Source organism: Pseudomonas sp. QTF5, from assembly GCF_000512695.2.
GTDB lineage: Bacteria > Pseudomonadota > Gammaproteobacteria > Pseudomonadales > Pseudomonadaceae > Aquipseudomonas.
The window spans coordinates 150,086-170,803 of record NZ_AZRW02000011.1; the positions used below are offsets into that span (position 1 = coordinate 150,086).

Here is a 20,718-nt window from a genome sequence, read left to right on the forward strand (position 1 = left end):
CCGACCTTGCTCAGTCGACCCCACGAAGTAGCAAACACGTTTAAATACGAATTCCTCCTACGAGCGGTGGGCCAATTCGGTGAGCCGTGTTAAACAGTGGCACCAAGGAACTACTGCCACTCATAACAACAAGGAGTCACCATGAAACGCGTCCTGACCGTACTTGCCTTGCTGATTGTCGTGCTCGTCGCCGGGTGCAGCTGGTACGTGTACAGCAAGCAACCGACGCGCCAGGGCCAGGTGCAATTGCAGCACCTGCAAGGTTCGGTGACCGTGCGCTACGACGTGCGCGGCGTGCCGCATATCCGTGCCGAAAACGAAACCGACCTCTACCGCGCCCTCGGCTACGTGCACGCCCAGGACCGACTGTTCCAGATGGAAGCCATGCGGCGCCTGGCCCGTGGCGAGCTGGCCGAAGTCCTCGGCCCGAAACTGATCGACACCGACAAATTGTTTCGCAGCCTGCGCATCCGCGAACGGGCTGGAAGCTATGTGGCTGCGCTGGATCGTCAGTCGCCGGCATGGAAGGCCCTGCAAGCTTATCTGGACGGCATCAATCAATATCAGGACAGCCACGCTGCGCCGGTAGAGTTCGATGTGCTGGGAATTCCCAAGCGCCCTTTCACCGCTGAAGACAGCATCAGCATCGCCGGCTACATGGCCTACAGCTTTGCCGCGGCGTTTCGCACCGAACCGTTGCTGACTTACGTGCGTGACCAACTGGGCGCCGAGTACCTGAACATCTTCGATCTCGACTGGCAGCCCAAGGGTGTGCTGGCCAAAGGGCGCGCCAACCCTGCGCCGGCTCTCACCGCCAATGACTGGAAGGGTCTGAACGCCCTCGCCCGCTTGAGTGAGCAGGCGTTAGCCGACAATGGCCTGCCACAATTCGAAGGCAGCAATGCCTGGGTGATTTCCGGCAACCGCAGCAAAAGCGGCAAGCCACTACTGGCCGGTGACCCGCACATTCGCTTCTCGGTGCCGTCGGTGTGGTACGAAGCGCACCTTTCGGCGCCGGGCTTCGAGCTTTATGGCTACCATCAGGCGCTGGTGCCGTTTGCGTTTCTGGGCCACAACCTGGACTTCGGCTGGAGCCTGACGATGTTCCAGAACGACGATCTGGATCTGATCGCCGAGAAGGTCAACCCGGACAACCCGAACCAGGTCTGGTATCGCGGCCAATGGGTCGACATGGTCAACACCGAACAACAGATCGCGGTCAAAGGCCAGTCACCGGTCACGCTGACTCTGCGCCAATCGCCCCACGGCCCGATCATCAACGATGCGCTTGGCGCTGCCGCCAGCAAGACGCCGGTCGCGATGTGGTGGGCTTTCCTCGAGACCCCGAATCCGATCCTCGACGGTTTCTACCAGCTCAACCGCGCCGACACTCTGGCCAAGGCCCGCGCCGCGTCGGCCAAGGTTCAGGCTCCGGGGCTGAACATCGTCTACGCCAACGCCAAGGGCGACATCGGTTGGTGGGCCTCGGCACTGCTGCCCAAGCGCCCGGCCGGGGTGAAGCCCGGTTTCATCCTCGACGGCAGCACCCCTCAGGCAGACAAGGAAGGTTTTTACCCGTTCAGCGCCAACCCACAGGAAGAGAACCCGGCGCGGGGCTATATCGTCTCGGCCAACTTCCAGCCAGTGTCGCCGACCGGCATGGAAATTCCCGGGTACTACAACCTCGCCGATCGCGGTCAGCAGCTCAATCGTCAGCTCAGCGACAAGAACGTGAAGTGGGACAACGAGGCTAACCAGAAGCTACAACTGGGCACCACCACCGACTACGGTCCGCGTCTGCTGGCGCCGTTGCTACCGGTACTGCGTGAAGTGGTGAGCGATCCCGTCGAGCTCAAGATGGTGGAGCAACTGGCGCAGTGGAGCGGCGATTACCCGCTGGACTCCATCAGCGCCACGCTGTTCAACCAGTTCTTGTTTAACCTCACCGACGCGGCGATGCGCGATGAACTGGGCAATGACTTCTTCGAAACGCTGCTCCCGACCCGGGTGATCGATGCCGCACTGCCGCGTCTGGCGGCCTCCGCCGACTCACCGTGGTGGGACAACCGCAACACCCCCGGCAAGGAAACCCGCGCCGATACGGTCAAGGTGGCCTGGCAAGCGAGCATGGCTCATCTCAAGACCTCTCTGGGCGCCGATTCCACACAATGGCAGTGGGGCAAGGCGCACACCCTGACTCACGGCCATCCGCTGGGGACGCAGAAACCGCTGGAGCGGATCTTCAACGTCGGACCGTTCGCGGCGCCCGGCACCCACGAAGTGCCGAATAACCTCTCGGCCAAGATCGGCCCGGCGCCGTGGCCCGTGACTTACGGCCCGTCGACGCGACGGCTGATCGACTTCGCCGACCCGGCCCACAGCCTGACCATCAACCCGGTCGGCCAGAGCGGCGTGCCGTTCGACAGCCACTATGCCGACCAAACCGAGGCGTATATCGAAGGGGTTTATTACCAGGCGCATTTCAATGATGAAGAAGTGACGGCCAATACACGTAGTACGTTGAAGCTGTTGCCGGCGCGGGCTGCGCAGTAGATTTTAGTTGGCCGGGCTGACGCCTTCGCGAGCAAGCCCGCTCCCACAGTTGACCGAGTTGTCCGGACAGACACGGTCTAATGTGGGAGCGGGCTTGCTCGCGAAGAGGCCCTGACAAGCAACACAAATTGCCGCTAAACCATCACCGAAAAATTCAACCTGAACTGCTGCGGCGTCACTCCCAGCCTGCGGTTGAACACACTGCGCATGTGCTGGGCATCGCGAAACCCGCACTGGTACGCCACGGTTTTCAGCGGCGCATGGGTGCTTTCGAGCATCACCCGCGCCGCGTCCACCCTCGCCCGTTCGACGAATTCCGCCGGGGTGATTTTCGCCTCCTTGGCGAACACCCGGGAAAAGTTGCGCGTGCTCATGTTGGCGGCGTTGGCCAGATCAGCGATGGTCAGGTCGCCATTGAGGTTGGCCAACACATAGAGCTGGACCAACGCCACCGCCGAAGTCGGTTCGGCATGGGGCGTGAGGAACGGGCTGAACTGCGATTGCCCGCCCGAGCGCTGAGTGAACACCACCAGCCGCTTGGCCACGCTGAGTGCCACGTCCGGCCCGTGATCCCGGGCCAGCAGATACAGCGACAGATCGATCCCCGCCGTAACCCCGGCCGAGGTGTAAAGCTCGCCGTCCTGCACGTACAAGCGATCAGCCTCGACCTGAGTCGACGGGCACAACTGCGCCAGCGCTGCGGCATCGCCCCAATGGGTGGTGACGGTTCGCCCGTCGAGCAATCCGGCCCGGGCGAGCATGAAGGCGCCATTGCAGATCGAACCAAACCGTTGCGCCAGCGCACAGGCATCGCGCAACCAGGCATCGAACGCCGCGCCAAAATTCATGAACGGCAACTGCGGCCCGCCCGCCACCAACAGCAAGTCATAAGCCTCCAGCGCTTCACTGAAATGCCGGTGGGCATTGAGCGATAAACCGTTGGAACACACCATCACCCCATGCTCGACACCGATCACCACCAGCCGATAGTGATCCTGCGGGGACAGAGAGCGTTTCATGCCATGAGTAAAACCGTTGCCATCGTGGTGTTCCCACCGAATTCTGTCAGGCATACCGCATCCGGCTATCTGCGACTGCTGCGCAGTCGAACGGGAGCAAGCTCCCTCGCCACAGGTAGGTGTTTGATCCTGAATGGCTTCAAACATAAGCCGGACAGCACGTTTGGCACGGTGAACGCGGATGTACTGGTGGACAGCGAGCCGGGTTTCAAACCGATGAACTTCGTCGAGATCATCCGCAAATCACCTTGGGTGGCATAAACCAATGTGGGAGCCGGGCTTGCTCGCGAAAGCGGTGTGTCAGTCAACATGGATGTTGAATGTCAGTCCGTCTTCGCGAGCAAGTCGAATCGTCGCACCGCCGCTCCCACAGTGGATTTGGGTTGGCCACACAGATGTGCTCAACCCGGCATCAGGCTCAAGCCGCTTCCGGCGCCTGCGCCCGGCGCACGTCCGGTTGTTTCCAGGAATCGGCGGCGCCTTCTTCGATGGCCTGCTGGATCGCACGCTTGCGAATTTCTTCGGCACGACGGCTGAAGTACCAGACCAGGAACGTCACCAGCGACACCGCCAGCAGAATCAGGCTGGCCACGGCGTTGATCTCGGGCTTCACGCCCAGGCGCACCGCCGAGAACACTTCCATCGGCAGGGTCGTGGAACCCGGCCCGGACACGAAGCTCGCCAGCACCAGGTCATCCAGCGACAAAGCGAACGACATCATCCCGCCCGCCGCCAGCGACGGCGCGATCATTGGAATGGTGATCAGGAAGAACACCTTCCACGGCCGCGCACCCAGGTCCATGGCTGCTTCTTCGATCGACAGGTCCAGTTCACGCAAGCGCGCCGACACCACCACCGCCACATACGCTGCACAGAACGTGGTGTGGGCGATCCAGATGGTGACGATGCCGCGTTCCTGTGGCCAGCCGATCATCTGCGCCATGGCCACGAACAGCAGCAACAGCGACAGACCGGTGATCACTTCAGGCATTACCAGTGGCGCGGTGACCAAACCACCGAACAGTGTACGGCCCTTGAAGTGAGTGATCCGCGTCAGCACGAAGGCCGCCAGCGTCCCCAGTGCCACCGCTGCAATCGCCGTGTAGCAGGCGATTTCCAGCGAGCGCACCACCGAGCCCATCAGTTGGGTGTTGTCCATCAACCCCACGTACCACTTGATCGACCAGCCGCCCCACACCGTCACCAGTTTCGAGGCGTTGAACGAGTAGATCACCAGGATCAGCATCGGCGCGTAGACGAACAGCAAACCCGCTACCAGCATGAAACTTGAGAAACGGAAGCGCTTCATTCCTTGCCCTCCATTTCTTTGGCCTGACTACGGTTGAACAGGATGATCGGCACAATCAGGATCGCCAGCATCACCACCGCCAGGGCAGACGCCACCGGCCAGTCACGGTTGTTGAAGAATTCTTGCCAGAGCACTTTACCGATCATCAGGGTTTCCGGACCACCGAGCAGTTCCGGGATCACGAACTCGCCCACCACCGGGATGAACACCAGCATGCAGCCTGCGATGATGCCGTTTTTCGACAGCGGCACGGTGATCTTCCAGAAACTGTTGAAGGTGCTCGAACCCAGGTCGGATGCGGCTTCCAGCAGGCTGGTGTCGTGTTTGACCAGGTTGGCGTAGAGCGGCAGGATCATGAACGGCAGGTACGAATAGACGACGCCGATGTACACCGCAAGGTTGGTGTTGAGGATCTGCAGCGGCTCGTCGATCCAGCCCATGCTCATCAGAAAACCATTGAGCAGACCGTTGTTGCTGAGGATGCCCATCCACGCATACACGCGGATCAGGATCGCAGTCCAGGTCGGCATCATGATCAGCAACACCAGCACCGTTTGCAGCTCTTTGCGGGCGCTGGCAATGGCGTAGGCCATCGGGTAGCCGATCAATAGACAGAGGACGGTGCTGATCAGCGCCATCTTCAACGAGCCGAGGTAAGCGGCGATGTACAACTCGTCGTCGCCGAGCATCGCGTAGTTGCTCAGGTTAAGCAGCACCTGGAGCTTCTGGTCGATGAAGCTGTAGATCTCGGTGTACGGCGGAATGGCCACGTCGGCTTCGGCGAAGCTGATCTTCAAGACGATGAAGAACGGCAGCATGAAGAACAGGAACAGCCAGATGAACGGAACCCCGATGACCAGCTGACGGCCACCGGGAATTATTCGATTGAGCCGGCGTTTGAGCTTGCGCATGTTCATGAGCGAAGTACCACGCCGCTGTCGTCTTCCCACCACACGTAAACCTGATCACCCCAAGTCGGGCGCTGACCGCGGCGCTCGGCGTTGGCGACGAACGACTGGACGATCTTGCCGCTCGGCAATTCGACGTAGAACACCGAGTGGCCGCCGAGGTAGGCGATGTCATGGACCTTGCCGCTGGACCAGTTGTACTCGCAGGTCGGCATGGTCGGCGTCACCAGCAGTTTTTCCGGACGGATCGCGTAGGTCACGGACTTGTCCTGCACCGACGTGCTGATGCCGTGGCCCACATAAATCTGCCGATCCAGGTCCTTGCAGGTGATGGTCGCGTGGCCTTCGGCGTCGTCGATCACTTCGCCTTCGAAGATGTTGACGTTGCCGATGAATTCGCAGACCAGACGGCTGGTCGGGGTTTCGTAGATGTCGATCGGGCTGCCGATCTGGGCAATCCAGCCCAGGTGCATGATCGCGATGCGCTCGGCCATGGTCATGGCCTCTTCCTGATCGTGGGTCACCATCACACAGGTCACGCCGACCCGCTCGATGATCTCGACCAGTTCCAGCTGCATTTGCGAGCGCAGTTTTTTGTCCAGCGCACCCATCGGTTCGTCGAGCAGCAACAGCTTCGGCCGCTTGGCCAAAGAGCGCGCGAGTGCCACACGCTGACGCTGACCACCGGACAACTGATGGGGTTTGCGCTTGGCGTACTGGCTCATCTGCACCAGCTTGAGCATCTCGGCCACGCGGGCATCGACTTCAGCCGTCGGAATCTTGTCCTGCTTGAGGCCGAAGGCGATGTTCTGCGCCACGGTCATGTGCGGGAACAGGGCGTAAGACTGGAACATCATGTTGATCGGCCGCTCGTACGGCGGCATGTCAGTGATGTCTACGCCATCGAGGAAAATGCGCCCCTCCGTGGGCCGTTCGAAACCTGCCAGCATCCGCAGCAAGGTGGATTTGCCCGAACCCGAGCCGCCGAGCAGGGCGAAGATTTCGCCTTTCTTGATTTCCAGGGACACGTCGTCCACGGCAATCGTCTCGTCGAACTTTTTGGTGACCCGGTCGATTTTGACCAACACCTGTTTAGGTGTCTGGTCGCCCTCGAGGGCTTTCTTATAGGCGCCGGAGGCAACTGCCATTTACGAAACTCCCAACAGAATTTGCAGTTCGCTCAACGTGGCGAACCTGGATAGTTTGAAGCTATTTGCCCGACTTGACCTTGGTCCAGCTGCGCGTCATCAAACGTTGAATGTTCGGTGGCAACTCGATGGATACGTATGTCTTGTCGAGGACCGCTTGCGGTGGATATACCGATGCGTCGGTGCGTATGGACTGTTCCATCAGTTCGTCCGACCCGGGGTTCGGGTTGGCGTAGCCTACGGAATCGCTGACCTTGGCAATCACCTCGGGTTTCAGCAAATAGTTGATAAAGGCATGGGCTTCTTTGACGTTGGCCGCATCCTTGGGGATCGCCAGCATGTCGAACCAGAGCGCGCCACCCTCTTTCGGAATCGAGTAGGCGATGTTCATGCCTTTGCCGGCTTCAGCCGCGCGGGCCTTGGCCTGGAACATATCGCCGGAGAAGCCGATCGCCACGCAGATGTCACCGTTGGCCAGGTCCGCGATGTATTTGGACGAATGGAAATACGTCACGTAAGGCCGCACCGCCAGCAACTTGGCTTCAGCCTTTTTGTAGTCTTCAGGGTTGGTGCTGTTGGGGTTCAGGCCCATGTAGTTGAGGACCGTGGGCATCATTTCATCGGCGGAGTCGAGGAACGCCACGCCACAGCTGTGCAGTTTCTTGATGTTTTGCGGCTCGAACACCACATCCCAGGAATCGATCTTGTCGAGGCCAAGCACTGCCTTGACCTTGTCGACGTTGTAACCGATGCCGTTGGTACCCCATAGATACGGCACGGCGTACTGGTTGCCCGGATCGTTTTGCTCCAGACGCTTGAGCAGTACCGGATCGAGGTTGGAATAGTTGGTCAGTTTCGATTTATCGAGCTTCTGAAAAGCCCCGGCCTTGATTTGCTTGCCCAGGAAGTGGTTGGACGGCACGACCACGTCATAACCGGTACGCCCGGCCAGCAACTTGCCTTCCAGGGTTTCGTTGGAATCGAATACGTCATACACCGGCTTGATGCCGGTTTCTTTCTGGAAGTCGGCCAGGGTGGTCTCACCGATATAGTCCGACCAGTTATAAATATGCACTGTGCCTGCGGCCTGAACACTGACAGCAAGTGTCAGCCCGGTGCCGACCAGCAGGGCATTACGCAACAAAGAAAAAATAGGCACGTGGAGGTCCTCTAAAATGAGTTGGGCCCAAGTTGCCCCGCGTTACATGACAGCCATGGCTGTCTGGCAACAAAACCGGCGCGCAACTTACCCTCGAAAAACCGTTCCAGCAAAACTTTCTGACATTTAATTATCCCTGTTGCCGCCGCCGCGCAGACGACGGCAACAGGTAGTTACCTCAAACCGGCTTATTTACCGGATTTGATCTTGGTCCAACTGCGCGTCAGGATCCGCTGGGTGGCGGCCGGCAAGTCGGCAATCGCGTACAGCTTGGCCAACACTTCTGCTGGCGGGTAGATGCCTGGATCGCTGGTGATTTCTTTATCAACCAGTGGGGTGGACGCCGCGTTACCGTTCGGGAAACGTACGGCGTTGGTGATCTCGGCCATGATTTCCGGCTTCTGCAGGAAGGTCATGAACTTGTAGGCGCCTTCGACGTTTTCGGCATCTTTAGGGATGGCGACCATGTCGTAGAAGCTGCCGGCACCTTCTTTCGGAATGTTGTAGCTGACTTTCACCTTGTCACCGGCTTCAGCGGCGCGAGCCTTGGCCTGGTAGATGTCACCCGAGTAACCCACGGCGACGCAGATGTTGCCGTTGGCCAGGTCGGAGATGTACTTGGACGAGTGGAAGTAGCCCACCGAAGGACGAATCTTCAGGAACAATGCTTCGGCTTCGGCCAGTTGTTTCTTGTCCTGGCTGTCGGTTGGATAGCCCAGGTAATGCAACGCCACCGGAATCATCTCGGTTGGCGAATCGAGGAAACTGATACCGCACGACTTCAACTTGGCAGCGTTTTCAGGTTTGAACAGCAAGTCCCAGGAGTTGGTTGGCGCGTCGGCACCCAGTGCAGCCTTGACCTTCTCGGCGTTGAAACCGATACCGATCGAACCCCACATGTAAGGGAACGCGTGTTCGTTACCCGGGTCGCTGACCGATACCGCTTTGAGCAGGTCAGTGTTCAGGTTTTTCCAGTTAGGCAGTTTGGACTTGTCCAGTTTCTGGTAAACACCGGCCTTGATCTGCTTGGCCAGGAAGTTGTTCGACGGCACGACGATGTCGTAGCCGGACTTGCCTGCCAGCAGCTTGGCTTCTAGGGTTTCGTTACTGTCGAACACGTCGTAGACGACTTTGATACCCGACTCGGCCTCGAACTTCTTCACGGTATCCGGTGCGATGTAATCGGACCAGTTGTACACGTGCAGCACCTTGTCGTCAGCCTGAACGGCACCCGCCATCACGCCCATCAGGGACATGGCGAGGAGGGTCTTGCCAGCTATCTTCATACCTAATGCCTTCATGGGTAATGCTCCAATTTTTCTTTTTAACCACGTGCTCAGCGGCCTGTTACTGGGCATCCGAACAACCGGTAGTCTGGCAAGATCCAAGGCAGGCTTTCAAGGAAAGACCCATCCTTTGTTTGCACTGAGCGAAGCGCAATCTCCGCACCTCGCTCAGAGCCTAGCACTTAGCCCTGCAACGCACTCAGGGTCAGGTCCAGACACTTGCGAGCCTTTGTAACCAACTCGTCGATTTCTGCCGGTGTGATCACCAGTGGCGGAGCAATGATCATGGTGTCGCCGACGGCGCGCATGATCAGGCCGTTTTCGAAGCAGAACGTGCGGCAGATCATGCCGACGCCCTTGCCTTCGTAACGTTTGCGGGTGGCTTTGTCCTGAACCAGCTCGATGGCCCCCAACAGACCGACCCCACGCACTTCCCCCACCAACGGGTGATCGTTCAGTTCCCGTAGACGCTTTTGCAAATAGGGTGCCGTTTCTGCACGCACGCGCTCGACAATTTTCTCGTCGCGCAGGATGCGGATGTTTTCCAGCGCCACCGCAGCGGCCACCGGGTGCCCGGAATACGTGAAACCGTGGTTGAAATCACCGCCTTCGTTGAGCACCTCGACCACGTCGTCATGCACGATCAGGCCACCCATAGGGATGTAGCCGGACGTCAGGCCTTTGGCGATGGTCATCATGTGGGGTTTGAGGTCGTAGAAATCGGTACCGAACCATTCACCGGTGCGGCCGAAACCGCAGATCACTTCGTCGGCCACGAACAGAATGTCGTACTTGGCGAGGATTTCCTTGATGCGCGGCCAGTAACTGTCTGGAGGAATGATCACGCCGCCGGCGCCCTGGATCGGCTCGGCAATAAAGGCACCGACGTTGTCGACGCCGACTTCCAGAATCTTCTCTTCCAGCTGATTGGCCGCCCAGATACCGAACTCGTTCGGCGTCATGTCGCCGCCTTCGCCGAACCAGTACGGCTGGGCAATGTGGACGATGCCCGGGATCGGCAAGTCGCCCTGTTCGTGCATGTACGTCATGCCACCCAGGCTCGCGCCAGCCACGGTCGAACCGTGATAGCCGTTCTTGCGACTGATGATGACTTTCTTCTTCGGCTGGCCCTTGATCGCCCAGTAGTGGCGAACCATCCGCAGCATGGTGTCGTTGCCTTCGGAACCGGAACCGGTGAAGAACACGTGATTCATGCCTTCAGGCGCAACGTCGGCAATCACCTTGGCCAGCTCCAGCACCGGCGGGTGAGCGGTCTGGAAGAACAGGTTGTAATAAGGCAGTTCGCGCATCTGCTTGCTGGCGGCATCGGCCAGCTCATCGCGACCGTAGCCGATCGCTACACACCACAGGCCGGCCATACCGTCGAGGATCTTGTTGCCTTCGCTGTCCCAGAGGTAAACGCCCTTGGCGCTGGTGATGATCCGCGGGCCTTTCTCTTTCAGCTGCTTGAAGTCGCTGAATGGGGCCAGGTGGTGATCGTTGCTCAGGGCTTGCCATTCACGGGTTTGCGGGTTGTTGCTGGTCATGCGAATTCTCCTAAGATTCGAGTGGAGGGCGCCGCCAAGCGCAGCGGCGCCCGGCGCATCAGACGGCGAAGAGCAGGAATTCCCGCTCCCACGAACTGATCACGCGCTTGAAGTTTTCATGCTCGGCCCGCTTGACCGCGATGTAGCCCGTGATGAATTTCTTGCCCAGGTACTTTTCGATGGTCTTGCTGTTTTCCATGCGATCCAGAGCGTCTTCGATGGTCAACGGCAGGCGCAGGTTGCGCCGTTCATAGCCACGACCCACGACCGGAGGACTCGGGTTAAGCCCCTCGACCATGCCGATAAGGCCGCACAACAGGCTGGCGGCGATGGCCAGGTAAGGGTTGGCATCGGCACCCGGCAGACGGTTTTCCACCCGACGGTTCTGCGGCCCGGCATCCGGAACCCGCAGGCCCACGGTGCGGTTTTCTTCGCCCCATTCCACGTTCACCGGTGCCGAGGTGTCCGGCAGGAAGCGACGGAACGAGTTGACGTTGGGTGCGAACAACGGCAGCAGCTCAGGAATGAATTTCTGCAAGCCGCCGATGTGGTTGAGGAACAGCTGGCTCATGGTCCCGTCTTCATTGGAGAAAACGTTTTTGCCGGTCTCCATGCTGATAATGCTCTGGTGCAAATGCATGGCGCTGCCCGGCTCGCCAGTCATGGGCTTGGCCATGAAGGTCGCCGCCACGTTGTGCTTGAGCGCGGCTTCACGCATGGTGCGTTTGAACACCAGAATCTGGTCAGCCAGGGACAAGGCATCGCCATGACGGAAGTTGATTTCCATCTGCGCGGTGCCGTCCTCGTGGATCAGCGTGTCGAGGTCCAGCTCTTGCAGTTCGCACCAGTCGTAGACGTCTTCGAACAACGGATCGAATTCGTTCGCGGCTTCAATCGAGAAGGATTGGCGACCGGTTTCCGGACGACCAGAGCGCCCAATCGGCGGTTGCAGCGGGTAATCCGGGTCATCGCTGCGCTTGGTGAGGTAGAACTCCATTTCCGGCGCCACGATCGGCTGCCAGCCGTGGTCGGCGTAGAGTTTCAACACCTTCTTGAGCACGTTGCGCGGCGACAGCTCGATCGGATTGCCCTGCTTGTCGTAGGTGTCGTGGATCACCTGCGCGGTGGGCTCGATCGCCCAGGGCACCAGAAACACCGCGTTCTGGTCGGGGCGGCAGATCATGTCGATGTCGGCCGGGTCGAGCAGTTCGTAATAGATGTCGTCTTCGACGTAGTCGCCGGTGACGGTCTGCAACAGAACGCTTTCGGGCAGGCGCATGCCTTTTTCGGCAATGAACTTGTTGGTCGGCGAAATCTTGCCCCGGGTGATGCCGGTCAGGTCGCCAATCATGCATTCGACTTCTGTGATCTTGTGGTCTTTCAACCAATCGGTGAGCTGGTCGAGGTTGTTACTCATAAATGCCTCTTAGGCTGAGTTTCCTGACTCTTATAAGTCAGGCGTTGTTTGACGCATCGGCGTCGCGTTGTAGTGCGTGCTTGCGGCAGGCATCGCCAAATGCCTGGAAAATCGCAAGGTAGTCAGGATTCAAGCTTACCTGCCATTCGGGATGCCATTGCACACCTAAAGCAAAAGCTTTGCCTTCGATAACAGAGACGGCTTCGATCAACCCGTCGGGCGCCACGGCTTCCACACGAAGGCCAGGCGCCAGACGTTCAATACCCTGACCATGAATCGAGTTGACTTGAAGCTCGCTCGCCAGGCCCAGCCCGGCCAGTACACCGCCCGGCTGGACATGCACCGGGTGACTTGGCGCGTACTGTCCTTCCAGCGGCAGCCTGTCGTCTTCACGGTGATCCATGTATGGACCAGCCTCGTGAACCTTCTGATGCAGACTGCCGCCAAACGCCACATTCATTTCCTGGAAGCCGCGGCAAATGCCGAGCACAGGAACACCGGCCTCGACAGCGGCGCGGATCAGCGGGAGAGTGGTGGCATCGCGTGCAGAATCATGAGCAGTACCTGGCGCACTGGCCGGGCCGTTATAGTGAAACGGTTCTATATTAGAAGGGGAGCCTGTAAAGAGAATGCCGTCCAGAGCGTCCAGAATATCGGACGATGTCAGTAGATCCGCCAGGGATGGAAGAATCAACGGCAGGCCCTTGGCAGCTGATGCCACGGCGCGTACGTATTTGTCGCCACTGATGTGATAAGCATGCAGACCGATCTGCTTTGAGCAGGCGGTGACGCCGATTAACGGCAGGCGAGACATGAAGCACCCCGGTATTATTGCTGTTATGGGTTTAAATCGAGCTTAGCCTTGTTCATTTTTTTACACAACACCCCCGTAAAAAATACAACACGGTCCGCTCAAGCTCGCGGGCGCCAAGACGACTGAAGGCAAAAAAATGCCCCAAAGTGCCTCAAAAAAGCCTTGCGAGTGCTTTTTTAGGGCAAAAAAGGCCTCGCTTGACTTCGGCATGCCGTTCGGGTTGACTGGAATCCGAAGAGATCAATGATTGATATTTTTAACAACAAAGGTGTTGCATCATGTCGGTACCCCCGCGTGCCGTTCAGCTTAACGAAGCGAACGCGTTCCTTAAGGAACATCCTGAGGTTCTGTACGTTGACCTTCTGATTGCGGATATGAATGGTGTGGTGCGCGGCAAGCGCATTGAACGCACCAGTCTCCACAAGGTTTACGAGAAAGGCATCAACCTGCCGGCCTCTCTATTTGCTCTGGATATCAATGGCTCGACGGTGGAAAGCACCGGCCTGGGCCTGGACATCGGCGATGCTGACCGAATCTGCTATCCAATCCCCGACACCCTGTGCAATGAGCCCTGGCAGAAGCGCCCGACCGCGCAACTGTTAATGACCATGCACGAACTCGAAGGCCAGCCATTCTTTGCCGACCCGCGAGAAGTGCTGGCCAATGTGGTGCGCAAGTTCGACGAGATGGGCCTGACCATCTGCGCCGCGTTCGAACTGGAGTTCTACCTGATCGACCAAGAGAACGTGAACGGTCGTCCGCAACCGCCACGCTCGCCGGTCTCCGGCAAACGCCCGCACTCGACACAGGTCTACCTGATCGACGACCTCGACGAATACGTCGACTGCCTCCAGGACATTCTGGAAGGTGCGAAAGAGCAAGGCATCCCTGCCGACGCGATCGTCAAGGAAAGCGCCCCGGCACAGTTCGAAGTGAACCTGCACCACGTGGCCGACCCGATCAAGGCCTGCGACTATGCGGTCCTGCTCAAGCGTCTGATCAAAAACATCGCCTACGACCATGAGATGGACACCACCTTCATGGCCAAGCCTTATCCGGGCCAGGCGGGTAACGGTCTGCACGTCCACATCTCGATTCTTGATAAAGATGGCAAAAACATTTTTGCCAGCGAGGATCCCGAGCAGAACGCCGCACTGCGTCACGCGATCGGCGGTGTGCTCGAGACCCTGCCGGCGCAGATGGCTTTCCTCTGCCCGAACGTCAACTCCTACCGTCGTTTCGGTGCACAGTTCTACGTACCGAACTCGCCGTGCTGGGGCCTGGACAACCGCACCGTGGCCATCCGCGTACCGACCGGTTCCTCCGATGCCGTGCGCATCGAGCATCGCGTTGCCGGCGCCGATGCCAACCCGTACCTGCTGATGGCGTCCGTCCTGGCCGGCGTGCACCACGGCCTGGTCAACAAGATCGAACCGGGCGCGCCCGTGGAAGGCAACTCCTACGAGCAGAACGAGCAAAGCCTGCCGAACAACCTGCGTGATGCATTGCGCGAGCTGGACGACAGCGAAGTCATGGCCAAGTACATCGATCCGAAATACATCGATATCTTCGTGGCCTGTAAAGAGAGTGAGCTGGAGGAGTTCGAACACTCCATCTCCGACCTCGAGTACAACTGGTACCTGCATACCGTGTAAGCGGTTGCAGTAAAAACAACGCCGCCGGCCTTACAGCCTGCGGCGTTTTTTTATGGGGTTTATTCAGCTGAACCGAGGTGCCTGCATCGCGGGCAAGCCCGCTCCCACAGTGTCATGTGTCGAATACAGATATTGAATACGCAGACGATCCCTGTGGGAGCGGGCTTGCCCGCGATGGCGGCCGAGAAGACAACACACAACTCGACTCGTACAATGCCCGCTGCCCCGCAGGAGACTTCAATGACGCGCACCGCCACCCTTCGCAAACCCCGCGCCCGCAGTCAGGCCCGGATCGATTCGATACTCGATGCCGCCCGCACGCTGCTGGCCGCCGAGGGCGTGGCCAGCCTGTCGATCTACAGCGTCGCCGAACGCGCCGAGATCCCGCCCTCCTCCGTCTACCATTTCTTCGCCAGCGTCCCGGCCCTGCTCGAAGCCCTGACCGCCGACGTCCACGCCGCGTTCCGCGCCTGCCTGCAAGCGCCCATCGACCATCACACCCTCAACGGCTGGCGCGATTTGTCGCGATTGGTGGAACAACGCATGCTCGCCATCTACGACGAAGACGCCGCCGCCCGCCAGCTGATCCTCGCCCAGCATGGCCTGACCGAAGTCACCCAGGCCGACCGCCAGCACGACATCGAACTCGGCGACCTGATGCACAAGCTGTTCGACCACCACTTCGAACTGCCGACGCTGCCAAGTGATGTCGATGTGTTTGCGCTGGCCATGGAGCTGGGCGATCGGGTGTATGCACGCTCGGTGCAGCAGCATGGGCAGATCACGCCGCGAATGGCTGAGGAAGGGATGCGAGTGTTTGATGCTTATCTTGGGTTGTATTTGCCACCCTACCTGCCCAAGCGCGAAGTGCTTTGATCGTTCCCACGCTCTGCGTGGGAACGATCAGGGCTCACACCCTCCGGGGTAGTTGTTTGCGCACGCGCTTACAACTTGGCGATCGACACCTCGGTGGATTTTACAAACGCGATCACTTCACTGCCGACCGCCAGTTCCAGCTCTTTCACCGAACGTGTGGTGATCACCGAAGTGACGATGCCGGAGGCAGTCTGCACATCGATTTCCGACAGCACGTCACCCAGCACGATTTCCTTGATCGAGCCTTTGAACTGGTTACGAACGTTGATGGCTTTGATAGTCATGATGTTGATTCCTGTCGTTGGATGAATCTTTAAGTTATTGAGCCCAGCGCAATTGCGTGGGCAGGGGTGAAACAGGTTCCGGCTCCGGCGGTTGGCCGGGTAGCGATAGCACGCGGTTGAGCACTTCGGTCTCCAGCGCCGCCAGCCGATGGGAGCCACGGACCCGAGGGCGCGGCAATTCCACTGTCAGGTCGAGGCCGACTTCGCCCTCCTCGATCAGGATCACCCGATCGGCAATCGCCACCGCTTCGCTGACGTCGTGGGTCACCAGCAACACGGTGAAACCGTGCTTGTGCCAAAGCCGTTCGATCAGTTGCTGCATTTCAATTCGGGTCAGGGCATCCAGCGCGCCCAGAGGTTCATCGAGCAACAGCAAGCGCGGTTGATGGATCAGCGCGCGAGCCAGGGCCACCCGCTGCTTCTGCCCACCGGACAACGCTGCCGGCCACTCGCTGGCGCGATCCGCCAGGCCGACCGCCTCAAGGGCATCCAGTGCTTGCGGTCGCCAGTTGCCCTTGAGCCCGAGACCGACGTTGTCGATGACCTTTTTCCACGGCAGCAGACGCGCTTCCTGGAACATCAGCCGCGTGTCTTCCCGGGCCTCACTCAGCGGCGCTGCACCAGCGAGCAACCCGCCCGCCGTGGGTTTGTCGAGGCCGGCGAGCAAGCGCAGCAAGGTACTTTTGCCGCAGCCACTACGCCCGACCACTGCCACAAACTGCCCGGCCGGAATGTGCAGGTCGATTTCCCGCAGCACCTGCCGTGAACCGAAGGTCTTTTGTAGCTTGCGCACCACCAACGGAAGACCGCGCAGCAGGCGTGGAGGTTGTTGAGCCGTCATGCGGCACCTCCCTTGGCAACCTGATAGGCCGGATGCCAGCGCAGCCACACGCGTTCAAGCCCGCGCGCCGCAAGGTCGGCGAGCTTGCCAAGCACCGCATACAAAAGAATCGCCAACACCACCACGTCGGTCTGCAAGAACTCCCGGGCATTCATTGCCAGGTAGCCGATGCCGGAGCTGGCGGAGATGGTTTCCGCCACGATCAAGGTCAGCCACATGAAGCCCAACGCAAAACGCACACCGACCAGAATCGAAGGCAATGCACCCGGCAAAATCACCTGGCGAAACAGGTTGAAACCGGACAAGCCATAACTGCGGGACATTTCCACCAGCGCCGGATCGACGTTGCGGATGCCGTGATACGTGTTGAGGTAGATCGGGAACAACGTGCCCAACGCCACCAGAAAAATCTTCGCTGACTCGTCGATGCCAAACCACAGGATCACCAGCGGAATCAGCGCCAGGTGCGGTACGTTGCGGATCATCTGCACCGAACTGTCGAGCAGGCGCTCGCCCAATGTCGACAAGCCGGTGATGAAACCCAAGGCCAGACCAATGCCGCCGCCAATGGCGAAACCGAGCGCCGCGCGCCAGCCGCTGATGGCCAGGTGAGTCCAGATTGCACCGCTGCTGACCAGGCTCACACCGGCTTCGATCACCGCGATCGGTGCCGGCAGAATCCGCGTCGACAACCAGCCCGCCGACACCGATAACTGCCATACCGCCAGCAGCAAAACCGGCAACGCCCAGGGCGCAAGGTTGTGGAAAATTTTCTTCATGGCGGCGCCTCAGCTCTGGGACGCGGCGTTGGGAAGAATGTCGTTGGCCACCATTTCGCCGAACGGGCTGACGTAACCGGCGCTTTTCGGCAGCTCCGGGCGCTCGATATCGAGGTGTGGGAACAACAACTCGGCCACCCGGTAGGACTCTTCCAGATGTGGATAACCGGAGAAGATGAACGTGTCGATGCCCAGGTCCGCGTATTCCTTCACCCGAGCCGCCACGGTCGGACCATCACCTACCAGCGCCGTACCCGCCCCGCCGCGCACCAGACCGACGCCGGCCCAGAGGTTGGGGCTGACTTCCAGATTGTCGCGGCTGCCGCCATGCAAGGCGGCCATGCGTCGCTGGCCAACCGAATCGAAACGCGCCAGAGACGCCTGAGCACGGGCGATGGTTTCGTCGTCCAGATGCGAGATCAGTCGATCCGCCGCTTGCCACGCCTCGGCATTGGTTTCACGAACGATCACATGCAAGCGAATACCGAAGCGCACGGTGCGTCCGAGCTTCGCGGCTTTGACGCGAACCTGCTCGATTTTTTCTGCCACGGCGGCCGGTGGCTCGCCCCAGGTCAGGACCATTTCGACCTGCTCTGCCGCGAGGTCTTGCGCGGCTTCCGACGAGCCGCCGAAATACAGTGGCGGACGCGGTTGCTGGATTGGCGGATAGAGCAATTTGGCGCCCTTCACGCTGATGTGCTGACCGTCATAGTCGACGGTTTCACCTTCCAGTACCCGGCGCCAGATGCGGGTGAATTCCACCGAGGCCTGATAGCGTTCTTCGTGACTGAGGAACAAACCGTCGCCGGCCAGTTCTTCCGGATCGCCACCGGTGACCAGATTGAACAGCGCACGACCACCGGACAGACGATCCAGTGTCGCGGCCTGACGCGCTGCCACCGTCGGGGAAATGATCCCGGGGCGCAGGGCGACAAGGAATTTCAAACGCTGGGTCACCGGGATCAGCGATGCGGCCACCAGCCACGAATCTTCGCAGGAGCGACCGGTTGGAATAAGTACCCCGCCGAAGCCCAGACGATCCGCCGCTTGCGCGACCTGTTGCAGATAACCGTGGTCGACAGCGCGAGCGCCTTCGGCGGTGCCAAGGTAATGGCCGTCGCCGTGGGTAGGCAGGAACCAGAAGATATTGAGGCTCATGGAGTGGTCTCCTTGGGAAGTCGAATTACGGCGCTTTGGCCACAGCGGCGGATGGTGTCCAGATCACGTCTTTGATGCTCAAGGGCTTGGGAATCAGCTTGAGCTGGTAGAAGCTGTCGGCGATTTTTTGCTGGGCCGCGACCACTTCCGGTGTAAGGAACAGCGCGCCGTAACCCTGGCGTTTCACCGAGGTCAGGGTGATGTCCGCTGGCAGGCCGAGCAGTGGCGAAACTTGCTGGGTCACGTCCTCGGGATTGGCCTTGGACCATTCGCCAACCGCGCGTACTTCTTCCACCAGCGCCTTGATCACTTCAGGATTTTTCTGCGCGTAAGGTTTGGTCGCCAGGTAGAACTGGTGGTTGTCGACGAGGCCTTTGCCATCGCGCAAAGTGCGTGCTTGAAGTTGCTGTTCGGCGGCGGCCTGGTACGGGTCCCAGATCACCCAGGCATCGACACTGCCACGTTCGAACGCGGCGCGGGCATCGGCGGGCGGCAGGAACACGGTCTGGATGTCGGTGTATTTGAGGCCGGCGTCTTCCAGCGCGCGCACCAACAGGTAGTGCACGTTGGAGCCTTTGTTGAGCACGACTTTCTTGCCCTTGAGGTCCTGCACCGATTTGATCGGCGAGTCCTTCGGCACCAGAATCGCTTCGCTGTGGGGCGCTGGTGGTTCGTAGGCGACGTAGAGCAGATCGGCACCGGCCGCCTGAGCGAACACGGGTGGCGTTTCACCGGTGACGCCAAAGTCGATGGAGCCGACGTTCAGGCCTTCGAGCAGTTGCGGGCCGCCGGGAAACTCAGTCCATTGCACGTCCACGCCTTGGGCGGCGAGGCGTTTTTCCAGAGTGCCTTTGGCTTTGAGCAGCACCAGAGTGCCGTATTTTTGATAGCCGATTCTTAGCGTCTCAGCTTGGGCTTGAGTAATGGCGCCGAAGGTTACAGCCGCAGCAAACAGAGCGACCAGACCACGACGCAAAATGACAGTGCGCATAGCGCTCTCCTTTTTGCAGTTGGGTTTTGGCTGCACCTGCTTGGCCGTTAGCGGCTGAGTAAGGTGGAGTACTTCAAATTCAGGTGTGGCTTGAGTGCTGGCTTAAATGCTCCAGCGGGCACTCAACAAACGTTCATTCAACAGGCTCGGATCGAGCGGCCTGGGCCGACGAGCCATGGCGCTGAAAAACTCCTCCAGCGCTTCAAACAATCGCTGCGTAAGCTCCGGCGCCAACTGCGCCTGGGCGCTGCCCTCGCCGTAAGCGATCTGGCTGTCTACGGCGAAAATCCCTTGCAGCATTTCTTGGGCTTTCAACGCCGACAACACCGGTTTGAGCGCGTAATCCACCGCCAGCATGTGGGCGATGCTGCCGCCGGTAGCCATCGGCAGAACCACCTTGTGGCTCAGCGCGCGTTCGGGCAGCAGATCGAGCAGGGTTTTCAACGCGCCGGAGAACGACGCTTTGTAAACCGGTGTGGCGATCAGCAAGCCATCGGCGTTTTCAATCTGTTGCAACAGGTCGATCACCTTCGGGCTGTCGAAGCGGGCATGCAGCAAATCTTCGGCCGGGAAGTCCCGTACCTGGTAACTCACCACTTCCACCCCTTGCTTTTGCAACCAGCGTTGGGAGCGCTCCAGCAAAACCCCGGAACGGGAGCGTAGGCTGGGACTACCACCGAGAGAGACGACCAGCATTCAGACAATTCCTTGAACGGTGTTGGCGATTCGCAGCTTGCGATCTCGCGTTGGTGGAGTGACCTTAACAGCTGATCAATATATCCATAAATCATATTTATTCATTTGGTTATACCCTAAATGAATATGCGGATTGTCTTTTTTCAGGCAAAAAAACAGGCCGTCGAAACGGCCCGAAATACCCTGCTTTATGGTGATCGTTCCCACGCTCCGCTTGCCTCAAGGGACGCTCCGCGTCCAGTGACGCGGAGCGTCACGGGCTGCATTCCCACGCAGAG

General features: G+C 59.5%; 17 protein-coding genes and 2 pseudogenes. 4 read left to right on the plus strand and 15 right to left on the minus strand.

Features of this window, described 5'->3' with window-relative positions; all coding sequences use genetic code 11:
• Positions 1-141: 141 nt before the first annotated feature.
• Positions 142-2,553, plus strand: a complete 2,412-nt coding sequence (locus IC37_RS11895; RefSeq protein ID WP_030130109.1) for a penicillin acylase family protein — start codon at positions 142-144, stop codon at positions 2,551-2,553.
• A gap of 134 nt (positions 2,554-2,687) precedes the next feature.
• On the opposite strand, the pseudogene IC37_RS11900 reads toward IC37_RS11895, so the two are convergent.
• Positions 2,688-3,566: pseudogene (locus IC37_RS11900) on the minus strand (GlxA family transcriptional regulator); the annotation flags it as partial.
• 126 nt (positions 3,567-3,692) lie between these two features.
• On the opposite strand from IC37_RS11900, the pseudogene IC37_RS11905 reads away from it, so the two are divergent.
• Positions 3,693-3,833: pseudogene (locus tag IC37_RS11905) on the plus strand (phosphohydrolase); the annotation flags it as partial.
• A 157-nt stretch (positions 3,834-3,990) separates the two neighbouring features.
• Here IC37_RS11905 and IC37_RS11910 read toward each other — a convergent pair.
• The 8 genes from IC37_RS11910 to IC37_RS11945 form a co-directional block, all read right to left on the minus strand.
• Positions 3,991-4,881, minus strand: a complete 891-nt coding sequence (locus IC37_RS11910; protein WP_030130107.1) for an ABC transporter permease subunit — start codon at positions 4,879-4,881, stop codon at positions 3,991-3,993.
• Positions 4,878-5,759, minus strand: coding sequence for an ABC transporter permease subunit (locus IC37_RS11915; RefSeq protein WP_177318856.1), 882 nt, complete (start codon positions 5,757-5,759; stop codon positions 4,878-4,880). The genes IC37_RS11910 and IC37_RS11915 overlap by 4 nt, the downstream gene beginning before the upstream one ends.
• Positions 5,760-5,794: 35 nt before the next feature.
• Positions 5,795-6,937, minus strand: coding sequence for an ABC transporter ATP-binding protein (locus IC37_RS11920; RefSeq protein WP_030130106.1), 1,143 nt, complete (start codon positions 6,935-6,937; stop codon positions 5,795-5,797).
• Positions 6,938-6,998: 61 nt separating this feature from the next.
• Positions 6,999-8,096, minus strand: a complete 1,098-nt coding sequence (locus tag IC37_RS11925) for a polyamine ABC transporter substrate-binding protein (protein ID WP_030130105.1) — start codon at positions 8,094-8,096, stop codon at positions 6,999-7,001.
• Between the two features lie 188 nt (positions 8,097-8,284).
• Entirely contained in the window at positions 8,285-9,382 is a 1,098-nt protein-coding gene (locus IC37_RS11930) for a polyamine ABC transporter substrate-binding protein (RefSeq protein ID WP_030130104.1), read from the minus strand.
• Positions 9,383-9,564: 182 nt separating this feature from the next.
• Positions 9,565-10,929, minus strand: a complete 1,365-nt coding sequence (locus tag IC37_RS11935; protein WP_030130103.1) for an aspartate aminotransferase family protein — start codon at positions 10,927-10,929, stop codon at positions 9,565-9,567.
• A gap of 58 nt (positions 10,930-10,987) precedes the next feature.
• Positions 10,988-12,346, minus strand: coding sequence for a glutamine synthetase family protein (locus IC37_RS11940; RefSeq protein WP_030130102.1), 1,359 nt, complete (start codon positions 12,344-12,346; stop codon positions 10,988-10,990).
• A 37-nt stretch (positions 12,347-12,383) separates the two neighbouring features.
• Positions 12,384-13,160 (minus strand): gamma-glutamyl-gamma-aminobutyrate hydrolase family protein, encoded by a 777-nt coding sequence (locus IC37_RS11945; protein ID WP_030130101.1) that lies wholly within the window; start codon positions 13,158-13,160, stop codon positions 12,384-12,386.
• 278 nt (positions 13,161-13,438) lie between these two features.
• On the opposite strand from IC37_RS11945, the gene IC37_RS11950 reads away from it, so the two are divergent.
• On the plus strand, positions 13,439-14,815 hold the full coding sequence (locus IC37_RS11950; protein WP_030130100.1) for a glutamine synthetase family protein: 1,377 nt from the start codon (positions 13,439-13,441) through the stop codon (positions 14,813-14,815).
• Between the two features lie 240 nt (positions 14,816-15,055).
• Positions 15,056-15,691 (plus strand): TetR/AcrR family transcriptional regulator, encoded by a 636-nt coding sequence (locus IC37_RS11955; RefSeq protein ID WP_030130099.1) that lies wholly within the window; start codon positions 15,056-15,058, stop codon positions 15,689-15,691.
• A 68-nt stretch (positions 15,692-15,759) separates the two neighbouring features.
• Here IC37_RS11955 and IC37_RS11960 read toward each other — a convergent pair whose 3' ends face one another.
• The 6 genes from IC37_RS11960 to ssuE form a co-directional block, all read right to left on the minus strand.
• Positions 15,760-15,975, minus strand: coding sequence for a molybdopterin-binding protein (locus tag IC37_RS11960; protein ID WP_007967989.1), 216 nt, complete (start codon positions 15,973-15,975; stop codon positions 15,760-15,762).
• A 34-nt stretch (positions 15,976-16,009) separates the two neighbouring features.
• Positions 16,010-16,816, minus strand: a complete 807-nt coding sequence (gene ssuB / locus IC37_RS11965; protein WP_030130098.1) for an aliphatic sulfonates ABC transporter ATP-binding protein — start codon at positions 16,814-16,816, stop codon at positions 16,010-16,012.
• Entirely contained in the window at positions 16,813-17,595 is a 783-nt protein-coding gene (gene ssuC, locus IC37_RS11970) for an aliphatic sulfonate ABC transporter permease SsuC (RefSeq protein WP_030130097.1), read from the minus strand. The genes ssuB and ssuC overlap by 4 nt, the downstream gene beginning before the upstream one ends.
• A 9-nt stretch (positions 17,596-17,604) precedes the next feature.
• Positions 17,605-18,753 (minus strand): FMNH2-dependent alkanesulfonate monooxygenase, encoded by a 1,149-nt coding sequence (gene ssuD / locus IC37_RS11975; RefSeq protein WP_030130096.1) that lies wholly within the window; start codon positions 18,751-18,753, stop codon positions 17,605-17,607.
• 25 nt (positions 18,754-18,778) lie between these two features.
• Entirely contained in the window at positions 18,779-19,744 is a 966-nt protein-coding gene (locus IC37_RS11980; protein WP_030130095.1) for a sulfonate ABC transporter substrate-binding protein, read from the minus strand.
• 102 nt (positions 19,745-19,846) lie between these two features.
• Positions 19,847-20,440, minus strand: a complete 594-nt coding sequence (gene ssuE / locus IC37_RS11985) for an NADPH-dependent FMN reductase (protein ID WP_030130094.1) — start codon at positions 20,438-20,440, stop codon at positions 19,847-19,849.
• Between the last annotated feature and the right edge of the window lie 278 nt (positions 20,441-20,718).

What these genes read in the sequence shown, in the direction of transcription:
- IC37_RS11960 (WP_007967989.1), bottom strand. Translation starts at nt 15,975, where the DNA reads ATGACTATCAAAGCCATCAACGTTCGTAACCAGTTCAAAGGCTCGATC.
- IC37_RS11930 (WP_030130104.1), bottom strand. Translation starts at nt 9,382, where the DNA reads ATGAAGATAGCTGGCAAGACCCTCCTCGCCATGTCCCTGATGGGCGTG.
- ssuC (WP_030130097.1), bottom strand. Translation starts at nt 17,595, where the DNA reads ATGAAGAAAATTTTCCACAACCTTGCGCCCTGGGCGTTGCCGGTTTTG.
- ssuE (WP_030130094.1), bottom strand. Translation starts at nt 20,440, where the DNA reads ATGCTGGTCGTCTCTCTCGGTGGTAGTCCCAGCCTACGCTCCCGTTCC.
- IC37_RS11935 (WP_030130103.1), bottom strand. Translation starts at nt 10,929, where the DNA reads ATGACCAGCAACAACCCGCAAACCCGTGAATGGCAAGCCCTGAGCAAC.
- IC37_RS11895 (WP_030130109.1), top strand. Translation starts at nt 142, where the DNA reads ATGAAACGCGTCCTGACCGTACTTGCCTTGCTGATTGTCGTGCTCGTC.
- IC37_RS11955 (WP_030130099.1), top strand. Translation starts at nt 15,056, where the DNA reads ATGACGCGCACCGCCACCCTTCGCAAACCCCGCGCCCGCAGTCAGGCC.
- IC37_RS11940 (WP_030130102.1), bottom strand. Translation starts at nt 12,346, where the DNA reads ATGAGTAACAACCTCGACCAGCTCACCGATTGGTTGAAAGACCACAAG.
- IC37_RS11980 (WP_030130095.1), bottom strand. Translation starts at nt 19,744, where the DNA reads ATGCGCACTGTCATTTTGCGTCGTGGTCTGGTCGCTCTGTTTGCTGCG.
- IC37_RS11920 (WP_030130106.1), bottom strand. Translation starts at nt 6,937, where the DNA reads ATGGCAGTTGCCTCCGGCGCCTATAAGAAAGCCCTCGAGGGCGACCAG.
- IC37_RS11945 (WP_030130101.1), bottom strand. Translation starts at nt 13,160, where the DNA reads ATGTCTCGCCTGCCGTTAATCGGCGTCACCGCCTGCTCAAAGCAGATC.
- IC37_RS11950 (WP_030130100.1), top strand. Translation starts at nt 13,439, where the DNA reads ATGTCGGTACCCCCGCGTGCCGTTCAGCTTAACGAAGCGAACGCGTTC.
- ssuB (WP_030130098.1), bottom strand. Translation starts at nt 16,816, where the DNA reads ATGACGGCTCAACAACCTCCACGCCTGCTGCGCGGTCTTCCGTTGGTG.
- ssuD (WP_030130096.1), bottom strand. Translation starts at nt 18,753, where the DNA reads ATGAGCCTCAATATCTTCTGGTTCCTGCCTACCCACGGCGACGGCCAT.
- IC37_RS11910 (WP_030130107.1), bottom strand. Translation starts at nt 4,881, where the DNA reads ATGAAGCGCTTCCGTTTCTCAAGTTTCATGCTGGTAGCGGGTTTGCTG.